The 14,896-nt window shown below is 59.8% G+C and carries 15 protein-coding genes; 8 read left to right on the plus strand and 7 right to left on the minus strand.

Going from position 1 to position 14,896, the window contains the following annotated elements; translation table 11 throughout:
• Positions 1–259: 259 nt before the first annotated feature.
• The 3 genes from RUH64_RS03325 to hutU all read left to right on the plus strand — a co-directional run bounded on the left by RUH64_RS03325 (position 260) and on the right by hutU (position 3,827).
• Entirely contained in the window at positions 260–1,165 is a 906-nt protein-coding gene (locus tag RUH64_RS03325; protein ID WP_313811277.1) for a carbohydrate kinase, read from the plus strand.
• Between the two features lie 103 nt (positions 1,166–1,268).
• The gene (locus RUH64_RS03330; RefSeq protein WP_313811278.1) at positions 1,269–2,039 is read left to right on the plus strand and encodes an IclR family transcriptional regulator; all 771 of its coding nucleotides are present in this window, start codon (positions 1,269–1,271) and stop codon (positions 2,037–2,039) included.
• Between the two features lie 102 nt (positions 2,040–2,141).
• On the plus strand, positions 2,142–3,827 hold the full coding sequence (gene hutU / locus RUH64_RS03335) for a urocanate hydratase (protein ID WP_313811279.1): 1,686 nt from the start codon (positions 2,142–2,144) through the stop codon (positions 3,825–3,827).
• 83 nt (positions 3,828–3,910) lie between these two features.
• Here hutU and RUH64_RS03340 read toward each other — a convergent pair whose 3' ends face one another.
• Entirely contained in the window at positions 3,911–4,420 is a 510-nt protein-coding gene (locus RUH64_RS03340; protein WP_313811280.1) for a DNA starvation/stationary phase protection protein, read from the minus strand.
• 152 nt (positions 4,421–4,572) lie between these two features.
• Positions 4,573–4,803 (minus strand): hypothetical protein, encoded by a 231-nt coding sequence (locus RUH64_RS03345; protein WP_313811281.1) that lies wholly within the window; start codon positions 4,801–4,803, stop codon positions 4,573–4,575.
• Positions 4,804–5,126: 323 nt separating this feature from the next.
• Between RUH64_RS03345 and RUH64_RS03350 the strand changes: the two genes are divergently transcribed.
• The 3 genes from RUH64_RS03350 (at position 5,127) to panD (ending at position 8,167) form a co-directional block, all read left to right on the plus strand.
• Positions 5,127–5,684, plus strand: a complete 558-nt coding sequence (locus tag RUH64_RS03350) for a DUF3060 domain-containing protein (RefSeq protein WP_313811283.1) — start codon at positions 5,127–5,129, stop codon at positions 5,682–5,684.
• A gap of 123 nt (positions 5,685–5,807) precedes the next feature.
• On the plus strand, positions 5,808–7,361 hold the full coding sequence (gene hutH / locus RUH64_RS03355; RefSeq protein WP_396275973.1) for a histidine ammonia-lyase: 1,554 nt from the start codon (positions 5,808–5,810) through the stop codon (positions 7,359–7,361).
• A 383-nt stretch (positions 7,362–7,744) separates the two neighbouring features.
• Positions 7,745–8,167, plus strand: coding sequence for an aspartate 1-decarboxylase (gene panD, locus RUH64_RS03360; protein WP_313811286.1), 423 nt, complete (start codon positions 7,745–7,747; stop codon positions 8,165–8,167).
• A gap of 54 nt (positions 8,168–8,221) precedes the next feature.
• Here the strand turns inward: panD and RUH64_RS03365 are convergent, their stop codons facing one another.
• The gene (locus tag RUH64_RS03365) at positions 8,222–8,614 is read right to left on the minus strand and encodes a hypothetical protein (protein ID WP_313811288.1); all 393 of its coding nucleotides are present in this window, start codon (positions 8,612–8,614) and stop codon (positions 8,222–8,224) included.
• Positions 8,615–8,899: 285 nt separating this feature from the next.
• Here RUH64_RS03365 and RUH64_RS03370 point away from each other — a divergent pair, with 285 nt between their 5' ends.
• Positions 8,900–9,388 carry a DUF6328 family protein gene (locus RUH64_RS03370; RefSeq protein WP_313811289.1) on the plus strand — a complete coding sequence of 163 codons (489 nt, stop codon included), beginning with the start codon at positions 8,900–8,902 and terminating at the stop codon, positions 9,386–9,388.
• Here the strand turns inward: RUH64_RS03370 and RUH64_RS03375 are convergent.
• From RUH64_RS03375 to RUH64_RS03390, 4 genes are read right to left on the minus strand one after another with little or no spacing between them, the layout of a single operon-like run.
• On the minus strand, positions 9,385–10,194 hold the full coding sequence (locus tag RUH64_RS03375; protein ID WP_313811290.1) for an oxygenase MpaB family protein: 810 nt from the start codon (positions 10,192–10,194) through the stop codon (positions 9,385–9,387). The genes RUH64_RS03370 and RUH64_RS03375 overlap by 4 nt on opposite strands.
• Positions 10,195–10,226: 32 nt before the next feature.
• Positions 10,227–10,922 carry a GntR family transcriptional regulator gene (locus RUH64_RS03380; protein ID WP_313811292.1) on the minus strand — a complete coding sequence of 232 codons (696 nt, stop codon included), beginning with the start codon at positions 10,920–10,922 and terminating at the stop codon, positions 10,227–10,229.
• Positions 10,923–10,969: 47 nt separating this feature from the next.
• Complete coding sequence (locus tag RUH64_RS03385) at positions 10,970–11,725, minus strand: SDR family NAD(P)-dependent oxidoreductase (RefSeq protein WP_313811294.1); 756 nt, start codon at positions 11,723–11,725, stop codon at positions 10,970–10,972.
• Positions 11,726–12,478 (minus strand): SDR family NAD(P)-dependent oxidoreductase, encoded by a 753-nt coding sequence (locus RUH64_RS03390; protein WP_313811295.1) that lies wholly within the window; start codon positions 12,476–12,478, stop codon positions 11,726–11,728.
• Between the two features lie 188 nt (positions 12,479–12,666).
• On the opposite strand from RUH64_RS03390, the gene RUH64_RS03395 reads away from it, so the two are divergent.
• Positions 12,667–14,880, plus strand: coding sequence for a thiamine pyrophosphate-dependent enzyme (locus RUH64_RS03395; protein ID WP_313811296.1), 2,214 nt, complete (start codon positions 12,667–12,669; stop codon positions 14,878–14,880).
• Positions 14,881–14,896 lie beyond the last annotated feature (16 nt).

Here is a 14,896-nt window from a genome sequence, read left to right on the forward strand (position 1 = left end):
AGTAAGCGAACCTATCTTTAGTTCAGGCAGTTCAAACTCCTTCCCTCTTTGAATTATATCGACGCAGCACCCCTTCAAGCAGAAGCCTGCACAGCATGCAGAGGGAGCTCATCCGGTCGCGGCGGCCACAGCGAGCGGGCAGGCATCATTGAGGACACTGGACGCTCACCGCCATAGATAAATGTGGAAAACGCCACTAATTACCTGCGAGTAGATCTGCTAACAGGACTTTTTAGGCATCGCTACGTAGGATCGTGGCATGTCAACATTTCAGGTTGTAGGCGAAGCACTAGTCGACATCGTTAATTCGGTGGCTCATCCAGGCGGATCCCCACTCAATGTGGCAGTAGGCCTGGGCCGACTTGGCCATGACGTCACCTTGCAGACCGGTATCGGAGATGACGAGAATGGCCGCCGGATCATTGAGCATCTCAGGGATTCCAACGTCCATTTGGCCCAACGCTGCGTCAGTGACGGCCCCACCGGCAGCGCCACGGTGAACCTGACCGAATATGGGGACGCCACCTACGAATTCGATCTGAACTGGTCCCTGGACGCCCTGGCGCCCACGGATGCCCAATTCCTGCACACCGGATCCATTGCCGCATTCAGCAAGCAAAGCGCCAGCAAAATTCAGGAGCTCTTCGCCTCCTCACCGGCGCAGCAGCTGCGCAGCTTCGATCCAAACCTGAGACCTGCGCTGGCAGAGAAGCGTCGCATCGTGATCTCCCGCCTCGAGAAGTTCTATGCACTTAGCCACGTAGTGAAGCTCAGCCACGAGGATGCGCTGTGGCTCTACCCGGGCTGGGACACCGCACGAGTCCTAGAACACATTTTGAATTTCGGGGCGAAGCTGGCGGTCATGACCTTCGGGGTCCAGGGGGCGGAATTGCGCACCGATCGCCACGAAGTTTCCGTGCCATCACTGGCGGTCCCAGTGGCCGACACCGTGGGGGCTGGAGATGCCTTCACCTCCGGCCTGTTGCATGCAATCGCCGCAGGTCCACTGCATGAAGCGCTGCTCAACAACGGGGCCATGCACGAGGCTGACTTGGAGACTGCGCTGCAGATTGCCACTGCCTCAGCAGGCCTCACGGTACAGCGCACCGGAGCCAATCCTCCGCGCCTCGAAGAGCTCAACGGGGCGCTGGCCACGCACCACTAGCGGCGGTTGTGGCGCTATGATCAGTTGATGCATCAGAAGTATCGCGGTCGCGAGTACCTCGTGAATGCTTGATCGACCGATCGTCACGTTCCTAGGAGGGTCCATGAGCAGTAAGGTTCCCGCGGCGGACAATACCCTGAAAATTCTGCGCCTTTTGGCCAGCCGCAAAACCCCGACCCCTGCAGCGATGATCGCCACCCTGCTGGACCTACCGCGTTCCAGCGTTTACCAGCTGCTGAATGTGATGCTGGAGCACGGATTCATCGCCCACTATCCCGAAGACAAGGCCTACGGCTTGGGCGTCTCGGCATTCGAACTTTCCAGCGCCTACACCCGCCAGGAGCCGATGGCGCGCCTGGGTGCGCCGCTGATTGCGCAGTTGGTGGATAAGATCGGCGAAAGCGCCCACCTTGCGGTGCTTCACGGTGCCGACGTGCTCTACATTGTGGAAGAGCGCGCGAAGGGCCGCCCTTCGCTGGTCACCGACGTCGGCGTACGCCTCCCATCGCACCTAACCGCTTCGGGCCGCGCCATTTTGGCTTCGCTGCCCAAGAGCCAGGTCCGAGCCCTGTATCCGAGCTCGGCCAGCTTCACCAGCCGTGATGCGCACACCGCGATTTCCAGTTATTCGCACCTGCGCCGCGAATTGGATCAAACCGCGCAGCGCGGTTATGCGGTGGAACGCGGGGACGTCACGGCCGATTTCAATTCGCTCGCGGTGGACATCAAGGACGCGAACGGCTGGCCTGTGGCCGCCGTGGCTGTCACCTTCCTGTCCGACCGCATCCCGGAGGAGAAGTGGGAGCAGTTGATCGCCCCGATCCGTGCCACCGCCGCCCAATTGACCGCCCGCGTCCACGGACGCCGCGGGTAAGTCTGAGATACCGGACAGCACTAGAGGTTTTGGCGTACCGCGACCCTCGATCATGGCGAATGATGGATATCAAGCAAGCCACGTTACATCGAAGGATCAAAGATGAGCCACGAACCACGAGTTGTCCGCGCACCACGCGGCACCGAACTGACCGCCAAGTCCTGGGCCACCGAAGCCCCACTGCGCATGCTGATGAACAACCTCGACCCTGAGGTTGCAGAGCACCCAGACTCCCTGGTCGTCTACGGCGGCACCGGCAAGGCAGCCCGCTCCTGGGAAGCCTTCGACGCCATCGTCGACACCCTGAAGAACCTGGAAGAGAACGAAACCCTGCTGGTGCAGTCCGGCAAGCCGGTTGGCGTTTTCAAGACCAACAAGTGGGCACCGCGCGTACTGATCGCCAACTCGAACCTGGTCGGCGACTGGGCCAACTGGGAGCACTTCCGCAAGCTTGAGGCCGAAGGCCTGATGATGTACGGCCAGATGACCGCTGGCTCGTGGATCTACATCGGCACCCAGGGCATCCTGCAGGGCACCTACGAAACCTTCGCAGCGGTTGCTAAGAAGCGCTTCAACGGCACCCTGGCCGGCACCCTGACCCTGACCGGCGGCTGCGGCGGCATGGGCGGCGCCCAGCCACTGTCCGTCACCCTCAACGGCGGCGCCGTACTGATCGTGGACGTGAACGAGTCCCGCCTGCGCCGCCGCGTTTCCAAGCGCTACCTGGACGAGGTGGAGCTGGATCTGGACAAGGCACTGGAAAAGGTACTGGCAGCCAAGGCCGAAGGCCGCGCACTGTCCGTAGGCTACGTCGGCAACGCCGCAGAGGTCTTCCCGGCACTGCTCAAGCGCCACCAGGCCGGCGAGTTCACCATCGACATCGTCACCGACCAGACCTCGGCCCACGATCCACTGAGCTACCTGCCGACCGAATACACCATGGAACAGTGGGACGCAGAAGCCAAGGCAGATCCCATCGGCTTCACCAAGAAGGCCCAGGCAGCCATGGCAGCTCAGGTCCAGGCAATGGTTGAGTTCCAGGATGCCGGCGCCGAGGTCTTTGACTACGGAAACTCGATCCGCGACGAGGCCCGCAAGGGCGGCTACACCCGCGCCTTCGAATTCCCAGGCTTCGTTCCTGCCTACATCCGCCCGCTGTTCTGCGAGGGCCTTGGCCCATTCCGCTGGGTTGCACTTTCCGGCGATCCAGAGGACATCCGCGTCACCGACGAGGCCCTGAAGGAACTGTTCCCAGAGAACGAACACCTGCACCGCTGGTTGGATGCAGCAGCTGAGAAGGTCGAGTTCGAGGGCCTGCCGGCACGCATCTGCTGGTTGGGCTACGGCGAACGCCACAAGGCTGGCCTGCTGTTCAACAAGCTGGTTGCCGAGGGCAAGGTTTCCGCCCCGATCGTGATCGGCCGCGACCACCTCGACTCCGGCTCCGTTGCTTCGCCATACCGCGAGACCGAGTCCATGAAGGACGGCTCGGATGCGGTCGCTGACTGGCCACTGCTGAACGCACTGACCGCTACCAGCTCCGGCGCTTCGTGGGTTTCGATCCACCACGGCGGCGGCGTAGGCATGGGCCGCTCGATCCACGCCGGCCAGGTTTCGCTGGCCGACGGCTCCGAGCTGGCAGCAGCCAAGCTTGAGGCACTGCTGACCAACGACCCAGGCATGGGCGTCATCCGCCACGTGGATGCAGGCTACGAGCGCGCCGTTGAGGTTGCCGAAGAGCGCGGCGTCGTCATCCCATTGCTGCGCACCGCTGCCGAAGCAAAGTAACAGCTGCCCCTCGCCGGGCTCAACGACTGGGCTGGTAGAACCCCACACGGTTCTACCAGCCCAGAAGTATTTAACCGTGCAGTTTAGGGCTTGCGGGTTTCTGCACTGATGAACCAGGCCTGCTGCTCCAGGGCGGCGATGTACTCATGGAGAATATCCGCCGTCGTCGGATCTGCTTCATCAACCGGGTCATGCACCTCGCGCATCACCGCGACCGTGGACTGCAGGGCCTTGACGACCATGTCCACCGCGTCGGTGGTGAGGATTTCGGTATTGATCGGCTGTTCGATCTTGCTGTATTTGGCGACAGTGGCCGCCAGCCCATCCGGGGTGGCATGCAGCGCCCGCATGCGCTCGGCGATTTCGTCGGATCCACGCCGGGCGATGTCCACGATCTCATCAAGATTCTGGTGCAGGTCGCGGAAGTTCGGTCCAACGACGTTCCAGTGGATCTGTTTTCCTACCAACTGCAGGTCAAGCAGGTTTACCAGCACCGATTGCAGTGCATCGCGCAGCACCGCGCTGGCGATGAAACCGTGCTCTGCATTTTCTCGCGCGGTCTTCTTAGCTGGTGTTGTTGATGTCTTCGACATGTTTCCCCTCCGAATTGGTTGAGTACTTCGGACGCTATCAACTACACGAAAGCTTCTACAGCCCACCCCGATTCCGGTCGGGAAACTCTCAGGATCACGCGCCGAAGGACCGCAATTGCGGTCCTTCGGTCTCGTATTTTTCTCTGGCTTATCTAGAGATCTGCATCGGTTCCACCGTGCAGATGATCAAGCTTGCTTGGCCCTGCCACGAATCTAAACAATCCCCAGCACATGGCAAGCATGGCCCAGATGGCACCGATCCACAACGGCGTAGCATCGCTTGGACTGCTGTGCGGTACGACGTAGATGAATGCGAGGAACAGCATTGCGATTATCGCTCCGCCGATAATCAGCCCGACTCCCCCATGCTTCTTGTGCGGCATAGCTTCTCCTTGTTTAGGGTCGCCCGCCGTGAAGGGGCAACGCTAGTAAGTAGGGGCGAAGTACCTTCCCATTCAACCTCCCGTTGCGCTGTTTTCAGTACCACTATTCCCTCGTGGTTCACCTAGGATACGCCAAATACGCCACAAATACTTTGCATATTTAAAACCTTCAGAAAGCAGTGGAGTCTTTGCGCCTGCGGCGGGCCGAAACTTGGGAGTTTCGAACTTCACACCCTAAAAAGAGCGGACTCAAGATGAATTTGCCCCGCAGATCAGCCACCATGGAGGTAGTAGCACTTCTCCAGATCTGCGTAAGGAAAAGCATGAAAAAGACCAAATCAGCCCGTTTGATCCTCCCGCTGGCAGCTGGTCTGCTCGTGCTTCCGTTGGCAAGCTGCGTCACGATCGAACAGGCGCCCGAAGAGCAGAGCTCAAGCACCGCACCGTCTATCATCGCGACCGTGACCCCAAGCCCGAAGGACGCTGACGGGACCGCCACCCCAAGCGGCAACGTTCCGAAGGAAACTGCCGGAGGCGACAGCTTCCAACAGTCGTTTGAAACGATCTTGAAGCACGCGACCAAGACCAAATGCACCGGCAGTGACACCATCGCCGAAAACGGCAAGACCCTCTTCCTCATCGGTGACTGCCGCGATGTCACCATTACCGGCACCGGAAATATGATCGTTTCAAACCACATGAAGTCCCTTGATATCAGCGGCACCGGGAATATCGTTGCGGTCAAATCCGTGCGCGACGTCAAGGTCTCCGGAATGGGCAACACCGTTGCATGGCGCAGCGACGATACCCAGGTCAGCGACACCGGCGAGAACAACACCCTTGGAGAGGGCTCACTCCAGGGTGTTCCACTGACTTTCTAGCCACTTTCATTGCACTTCGGGCAAGGCAAGTCTGGGATCTCAGACAGATCACCGAGAATCGGCAAGCATTAACTTCGCGACTGCCGAACAATTGAATTCAAGAGAACTTGACCCATTGAACGGATGATCATGCCTACACAGCTTGCAACCGAAGTAACCCTGAGCCTTTCTGGCGCCACCGCGGAAGACGTCATCGCCGTCGCCCGCCACAACGCACCTATCAGCATCGATCCTGCAGTGCTCACCGAGCTTGCAGCGGTCCGCGCCCACATCGACGCGCTAGCATCGGCCGAGACCCCTGTCTACGGCATCTCCACCGGCTTCGGCGCACTGGCAACCCGCCACATTGCTCCTGAAGACCGCGCCAAGCTGCAGCGTTCACTGATCCGATCCCACGCCGCAGGCATGGGTGAGCCGGTAGAGCGTGAAGTAGTTCGCGCACTGATGTTCCTGCGCGCTAAGACCCTTGCTTCGGGCCGCGCCGGCGTTCGCCCGGTAGTACTCGAAACCATGGTCGGCATGCTCAACGCAGGCATCACCCCGGTTGTTCGCGAATACGGTTCGCTGGGCTGCTCGGGCGACCTCGCTCCCCTGTCGCACTGCGCACTGGTACTGATGGGCGAAGGCGAAGCCACCGACGCCGCCGGCAACATCCGCCCGGTTCCAGAGCTCTTCGCAGAAGCCGGCCTGACCCCAATCGAGCTTGCCGAAAAGGAAGGTCTGGCGCTGGTCAACGGCACCGACGGCATGCTCGGCCAACTGGTCATGGCACTGGCAGACCTGGACGAACTGCTGGACATCGCGGATGCCACCGCGGCTATGAGCGTTGAAGCTCAGCTGGGTACCGACCAGGTATTCCGCTCGGAACTGCACGAGCCACTGCGTCCACACCCAGGCCAGGGCCGCAGCGCACAGAACATGTTCGCTTTCCTGGCAGGCTCCCCTATCGTTGCATCGCACCGCGAGGGCGACGGCCGCGTACAGGACGCCTACTCGCTGCGCTGCTCCCCACAGGTTGCCGGCGCCGCCCGCGACACCATCACCCACGCCCGCTTGGTCGCCACCCGTGAACTGGCAGCTGCCATCGACAACCCGGTAGTACTGCCAAGCGGTGAAGTCACCTCCAACGGCAACTTCCACGGTGCACCGGTAGCCTACGTGCTGGACTTCCTGGCTATCGCAGTGGCAGACCTCGGCTCCATTGCCGAGCGCCGCACCGACCGCATGCTGGACCCAGCCCGCTCCCGCGATCTGCCAGCCTTCTTAGCCGACGATCCAGGCGTTGACTCGGGCATGATGATCGCCCAGTACACCCAGGCCGGTCTGGTGGCAGAGAACAAGCGCCTGGCAGTTCCTGCCAGCGTTGATTCCATCCCTTCTTCCGCAATGCAGGAAGACCACGTTTCCCTGGGTTGGCACGCTGCGCGCAAGTTGCGCACCGCCGTTGCGAACCTCCGCCGCATCCTTGCAGTGGAAATGCTGATTGCCGGCCGCGCCCTAGACCTGCGTGCCCCATTGAAGCCAGGCCCAGCTACCGGTGCGGTGCTTGAAGTACTGCGCAGCAAGGTTGCCGGCCCAGGACAGGACCGTTTCCTTTCCGCCGAACTGGAAGCAGCCTACGATCTGCTGGCTGACGGCTCGGTCCACAAGGCTCTCGAAGCTCACCTGCCTGCATAACCTGTAGTGCAGGTCGCCGCAAGGCGTCGTCACGCGTCCCCGAAGATCCCACCGGTTCTTCGGGGACGTTCTTTTTGCCGACTACTTCAGCCAATATTTATTAGGTCTCAGTCCAAGAATTACAAGCGACACCAATGAAGGCCTTTATTTACAGCGATTCTGCCCTACTAAACACATTGAATAATTACAAAACGCCTCTGCGAAACTTACAAATCGACTCCAGCATCCGAGTCCTCAGGGCCAAACTACCTCAAATGCAACTGTCGCTTCATCCGTCGACCAGCTGTGGGAGTGATAGCTCCCACCATCTTGCCTAACCGACAAAGTCGAAGCGTACACTTGTTGTTCGAAAGACTACGCATCACCCAAGGACGTCTGACGCCATGCAACGCACCATGTTCAAATCAAAGATCCACCGGGCCACTGTCACCCAGGCAGATCTGCACTACGTAGGATCGGTGACGGTGGACTCCGACCTGCTTGCAGCCTCGGACATCCTGCCCGGTGAACTGGTCAGCATCGTCGACATCACCAACGGCGCCCGCCTGGAGACCTACACCATCGCAGGAGAGCCAGGCAGCGGCGTCATCGGCATCAACGGCGCTGCGGCGCACCTGGTGCATCCAGGCGACCTGGTCATTCTGATCAGCTATGCGCAGATGGAAGACGCCGAAGCACGAAGCTATGTACCCAGCGTGGTGCACGTCGATACAGAGAATAAAATCATCCACCTCGGTGACGATCCAGCCGTAGCAATTGCTGAGGACGTCCAGACCCCGCCCTTCGCGCAGGTCACCGGCCACTAATTAGCACTACCAACGCCAGCTCCATCATCGATGGGGCTGGTCTACTTTAAACGACTAAGCTTGAAAATCATTCTCCGGGCAGCCCTGCCAATTTTTCGATAGGTATCCAACGATGTCTAAGGCGGCCCCAATGGGATAGTGCCGGTCATAGCGGCCATAGACATCGATAATTGCGCGGTTCAAAGCCTCCTGAAAAAACGCGCACACCGTTTCATGACGCCATACCGCCATGGCCAGTTCCATGAGCTCCCCGTAGGTCAGTTCTAAGCAGCGCTGCATGCGTAGCTCGTGGGCAATGCTCCAGAGTGTTTCCCGGGTCAGTTCATGACCCTCGCCGCAGTCGCACCACTGAATTCCGGTGCTGGGCAGCGCCCACACCCACGAAGTTCCCACGCGCGGAGTTTTCCTAGTCCAGTCCGGATTTGGATTCTCATTCAATGCACTCATCCCGCCCTCCAATCTTGCAGACCTTGGCAATACATTGGGATGGTCGCGACCTTGGCATAGTGAACACTTCACCACCGAATGTATTCGAATGTGAAACCAGTGTACTACTTAAACTCGAATATGTGTTCTATCAATGTGAATAGTTGCTCCGTTGCCAATTCTTGGGATGAGCGACCTTCGACGTAGTGCTTCCGTGAATATCGAAAGCTAAAGTGGCAAAATCGTGATTAGCATCAGTCGGTAATTTCCGGACTGCAATTGACCCAGCTCTACCGGGAGATCCACGTGTCCGCACGAACCAGACCAGATACATCGCCAGGGGCACCGCACCGGCAGTGGAATGAAATCCTTCAAGAGATCCGGGTCATGCAGACGGGAATTCAGATTCTGGCAGCGTTCTTGATTTCCCTCCCCTTTCAAAGCAGGTTCAGGGAGTTGAGCTTTGCCGAGCACGTAACCTATCTGGTGCTACTGATCTTTTCATTCCTGCTGATCCTGGCTCTACTCTTGCCGGTACTCGTGCACCGTCATTTCTTTGGGCAGCGGCTCAAGCCCACCACGGTGTTTCTGGGCCACCGTGTGGTTCGTTTTGTAGGAGTCGGGGCCGGTCTACTCATGGCAGGTTGCGTTGGATTCGTCATTCAGATCATGGCAGGATTCTTGCCTGCCATGATTTTCGGCGGCTCGCTCATGATCCTGGCGATCTTCGTTTTGGTGTTCGTGCCGCGCATGATTCCCCCTAGAAGGAATATGCCCAAGGAATTTGATTATTAACTGTCAGCAGAATCAGCAGACATTTTCTGGACATACTTCAATATCATCCTGGCCGGAGCGTGGCGGATGAACCTCGGAAGAATACGAGTTGCCGCGCGGGCCGAAAAAATTACCGCAGCATTGCGGCGGCGCACCGAAGCAGTGATCTCGTAACCGAAGAGTTCGCGCACCCGCGGCGGAAGCTGAGCGATAGTTACGTCCCTCATCAACGGCAGTGGAAGCCGAATCCACCACGGTGCATGTTGTCCCCGAAACAGTTCTGTGGCCTGCGACTTGACCGACTCGTTCACGTTCAGCGTTGTCAGTCGTTGGGCAAAGTAGGAATTGAAGGCTTTCTCATGCTCCGGCCAGTACTCGGTCGGCATCTGAAGCGCATCGCCAAGCCTGGCATACTCCCGATAAAGCTGATCACCCGCTACCTCCTGCCACCACGGCAGAACCTGCGCGCCGAGAGCACGGGCCGAGTCAAAGAGCGTCGCTGCCACCCATAGCTGAAGGTTCGGATCGAAGGCCGAATATGCCGGCTCATTCGATGTTTTGTTTCTGGTTCCATGCACCGGAGCGTGGGCCCTGTTGACATGTTCGATGATGGCGCGTTGCTGCTCGTCGCTGCCGTTGCTCAGCGCATAGATATAGCCGAGCGTGTGAATCAACCGAGATAGTGGGTTGGCGGCAAAATCTGAGTGTTCAGCGATCGCCCGGCCTACCTGCGGGTCTGCCAGCTGCAGGAGGATGGCACGTCCGGCACCCAGCAGCAGGGCCGCTTCCGGGGCGACCTGTGCAAGTCTGTTTCGTTTTTGTCCCACACTCAAGACCCTACGCCACGAAGACCAATTGATTATTTCCTGCGGTTCTTTGGTTCAGTGGTTTCAAAGAGTTCCGGGTGGCGGCTGAGCTCCAGACGGGTACGGCGCAGGTGCCCGTACATCAACCGTCCTGCTTCATCTGCATCCCGGTGCCTGAAGGCCTCGACCAACAGCTTGTGCTCGAAATGCGTCATCTGCAAGCCCTCCCACCCGATCAATCGGGTGTAGGCGCGCCGATAGTGGTGCGTGGTGTTCCACATGCGGGTCGCCATAGCCGCCAATTGAGGCATTTGTGCTGCGCTGTAGCTCAGGCGATGGAATTTCCGGTCTAGATCTAGGTAGTCTTCCACGTTTCCTGCCTGTTCGATCTGGGCTTCCAGATCAACCAGCCGCTCGATGAGCTCATCGCTGAAATTCACCACCGAGTGGCGCAGCAGCAGCGGTTCAAGCTGCTCGCGGATCAAGTAGGTTTCCGTGCACTCCGCGAGATCAAGACTTGAGACCCAGGCGCCTGTATTAGCCACGAGGGTCACCAGTCCATCGGATTCAACGATGCGCAGGGCTTCGCGGATCGGCAGGCGGCTCACACCAAAGTCTTCGGCCAAGAGTTCTTGGCGGATGCGTTCCCCGGGAACCCTGATCCCCGCGAGAATTTCGCTGCGCAGCTGGTCGGCGATCTGTTGGCTCACTGCCGCGCGGCCGGTTGTTGGCGCAGAATTCTTGGTCATGGATCCATTCTAAAGACAGCGGTGGTGGACGGATGCTTAGACAGGCATTAGCCGGCCATGAACAGCCCGCCGTTCACGTGCACTACTTCTCCGGTGACAAATGAAGCTGCATCGCTGGCAAGGAACGCCGCCACGGAAGCAACTTCACCAGGTTGCCCGAAACGCTGCAGTGGAGTTGACTCCAACATGGTGTCTCCACGCTGGGCCACCAGGTCTCTCACCATGGATGTGGCGATGGTTCCGGGAGATACGGCGTTGACCCTGACCCCTTTCGGGCCGACCTCATGCGCCAAGGAACGCACCAGGGCGATCAATCCCGCCTTGCTCGCAGCATAGGCGGCGTGTTCCTTGCTGCCGCGGTGCCCCGCGAGCGAAGCGAATGCGGTAATTGTCCCGCCCAGGCCCATGCGGGTCAGCGCCTCACGCATCAGGGAAAACACCGCGTCGAGATTGATCTGCTGAACTCGACGCCACTGTTCATCGCTGGTGTCGGCCACCGCCGACTGCGGGTAGATTCCCGCCACAGGAAAAAGCATGTCCAGCTGACCTTCCCCGGCAGCAAGTGCAACTGACTCCTGAATCATCTCCGGGTCGCTGGCATCCCCTGCAAGCAACGTCAGCTGCCCTTCGGGGCAATCCAGTTTCTGAGCCATCCTTTGAAGGGCATCCATGTTTAGATCCTGGGCGACGACCCGTGCCCCGGCGTGCAACAGCAGCGCAACCAGTTCACTGCCAATACCGCCTGAGGCTCCGGTAACCAGGGCATTGCTGCCGTTGAAATCGTAGTTGATTGTTGCGCTCATTTAGTACCAGTCTCCTTGTACGGTCAGTCCGCCGTCGGCCATCAACAGGTGGCCGGTGACATAAGACGAGTCAGTAGTGGCCAAGAAGTGGATCACATTGGCAATCTCTTCCGGCTGTGCGAAGCGGCCCAGTGGCGTTCTTGCTTCAATTCCGTCGGTCCGCAGCTTTCCTTGCCCGATCAACACATCGGTAAACGGGGTGCGCACATAACCTGGGCCTACCGCGTTCACGCGAATACCCTCGGGCGCCCATTCAACGGCCAGGGTGCGTGTCAGTCCGGCGATCGCTGACTTTGCGGCGGTGTAATTTGCACGTCCTGGCATACCGGCAATGGCTGCGACCGAGGCGAGATTCACGATACTTCCGCGTCCGCTGGCGCTCAGCAGCTTCCGGGCCGCCTGACAGACGCGGAAAGTTCCATTGACATGAATATCCATCACGGAACCGAACTCATCCTCGGTCATTTCCGAGGAGGGTGCAGGACGTGCAATGCCCGCCGAATTCACCAGGGCATCGATGCGCTGTTCCTTGGCGGCGAGGTCGGCGAAGGCCTGAACTACTGACTGAGCATCGGCGACATCGATGTAAAGGGCCCGCGCCGCCGGGCCGAGGTCCTGGCTGGCACGCTGTGCGGCGGCAAGGTCGTAGTCCAACAAGACTGCGCTTCCTCCTTGCTCAACCCACTTGGACGCCGAGGCAAAGCCAATTCCGGAGGCTCCTCCGGTGACTGCCATGACATTTTCACGGTTCATGTCCCGCCTCTGCTCTCTCATTTCAGTTCCACAGAATCCATTGATTGGATCCAACAATAGCTCAATTTTGAGAATTTGTTCACTTTTATTGGTTGATTGGATCCAATTTTCTGTTTACACTCGTTCAATGACACGGATCACCGTCATCGGTGATGCGCTCAACAACCTTCAGCGAGGAATTACCGACCATGAGTGAACGCTCCCCTCTTGCCCCCGCCGCACCATGGGTGCAGATCGCCTCCACCGACGAGGACTGGCTTACAGCGGACCCACGGCTATTGGAAACAATGCTGTTGCAGATGCAGATCATCCGCTCCTTCGAACAAACGGTGCTGGAGTTGGCAGGCGAAGGCCTGGTTCACGGCCCTGCCCACTCAAGCATCGGTCAGGAAGGCGCCGCCGTCGGTTCTGCGATCGACCTGCGCTCTAGCGACGCGGTGAACGGCACCCACCGAGGACACCACCAATTCCTCGCCAAGGCACTAGCCTTCCTGTGCAGTGCCGAAGGCAACCGCATGGATCCAGCCGCCGAACTCGGCGATGACATTGCGCAGCTGCTGGAACGCACCCTGGCCGAAGTCCTCGGCCTCAAGACCGGATTCAGCGGCGGCCGCGGCGGCTCCATGCACCTGCAGTGGATGGAAGCGGGGGCACTGGGCACCAACGCCATCGTCGGTGGCGGCGTGCCGCTGGCAGCTGGCAACGCTTTCGTCCAGGGCCACTGCGCCGATTCCTCGGGCAGCGATCTGAGCATCAGCTATTTCGGGGACGGTGCTTCCAACATTGGATCCACCCTGGAAACGATGAATCTGGCCGCCGCGTGGAAACTGCCAATGGTCTTCTTCATCGAAAACAACCTCTATGCGGTCTCCACCCATATCGCCGACGTCACCGCAGAAACCAGGCTTTCGGCTAGGGGGCCGGGCTTTGGCATCACTTCCTACCGGGTCGACGGGATGGATCCTCTGGCCGTCTACCTGACCATGCAGGAAGCGGCCGAACAGCTGCGCGCGGGCCAAGGCCCGGTGGTCATCGAAGCCGAGGTCTACCGCTACTTCCACCAGAATGGCCCCTTCCCCGGCAGCGCCTTCGGCTATCGCAGCAAGGACGAGGAAAAGTTGTGGAAGGACCGCGACCCCATCTCCCGCACCGCGAAGATGCTGATGGAGCGCGGCATCATGACCTCCGAAGAGATTCAGGCCATGACCGGTCGCATCCAGGACGCCTGCAAGGCGGCCGCCGCGGCCCTGACCGAGCAGGAACCGGGAGCCCGCGCAGGCCAGCGGCGCATCCGCCCCGAACTCTGGCCGGATCCAAGCTTTGTCGACGTGGGCATCCGTTCAGAGGCCTTGGAACTTTCGGGAATCGACTCCGTTGAGCAGGAAGAGTTCGGCGGCGAGCTGACCGTACTGAAGTTCATCGACGCGGTGGCAGGTGTCATGGACTCAGCTATGGCGGCCGATGAGCGCATCGTGGTCATGGGTGAAGACGTCCACCGGCTCAAGGGCGGCACCAACGGCGCCACCAAGGGGCTCGTGGACAAGCACCCGGGGCGAGTGCTCGGCACCCCGATCAGCGAGAACGCATTCACCGGCCTTGCCGGAGGCATGGCCATGGACGGCCGGCTGCGCCCGGTGGTGGAGTTCATGTACGCGGACTTCATGTGGGTAGCGGCGGACCAGTTGTTCAACCAGATCGGCAAGGCACGCCATATGTTCGGTGGCCAGGGAAACATGCCTCTGGTGCTGCGTTCAAAGGTGGCAATGGGCACCGGCTATGGCTCCCAGCATTCCATGGACCCGGCGGGTATTTTCGCTACGCAGCCGGGGTGGCGTATCGTCGCAGCCTCCACCCCATATGACTATGTGGGCCTGATGAACACCGCTCTGGATCTGGAAGACCCGGTGCTCGTCTTGGAGCATGTGGACCTCTACGGTTCCTCCGGAGTTGGACCCAGCGAGGACTTTTCCTACCGGCTTCCCCTAGGCAAGGCGGCGGTTCGCCGCACCGGCACCGAGCTGACGGTCTTGACCTATCTGGCAATGGTCGAACCGACCCTGCAGGCGGCTCAATCTGCGCAGCTGGATGCCGAGGTCATCGACCTGCGTTGGCTGGATCGGGCTAGCATCGACTGGCAGTGCCTCGAAGCATCGATCAAGAAGACCAACAACGTGATGATCGTCGAACAGGGCTCGGTGGGAACAGGGTACGGGGCCTGGCTTGCCGATGAAATCCAGCGCCGCTTCTTCGACTACCTGGATCAGCCGGTGCAGCGTGTCACCGGCGCCGAAGCCTCCCCGAGCATCTCCAAGGTGCTTGAACGCGCCGCGTTTGCGGGCGTCGAAGAGATCAGCCAGGGCTTCGCCCGAGCCGCGGCGAATCTGGGCCGCACCAGCAACTAGCACCAAAGGACAAAGA

This window comes from Glutamicibacter sp. (genome assembly GCF_032154645.1).
Taxonomy (GTDB): Bacteria; Actinomycetota; Actinomycetes; order Actinomycetales; family Micrococcaceae; genus Glutamicibacter.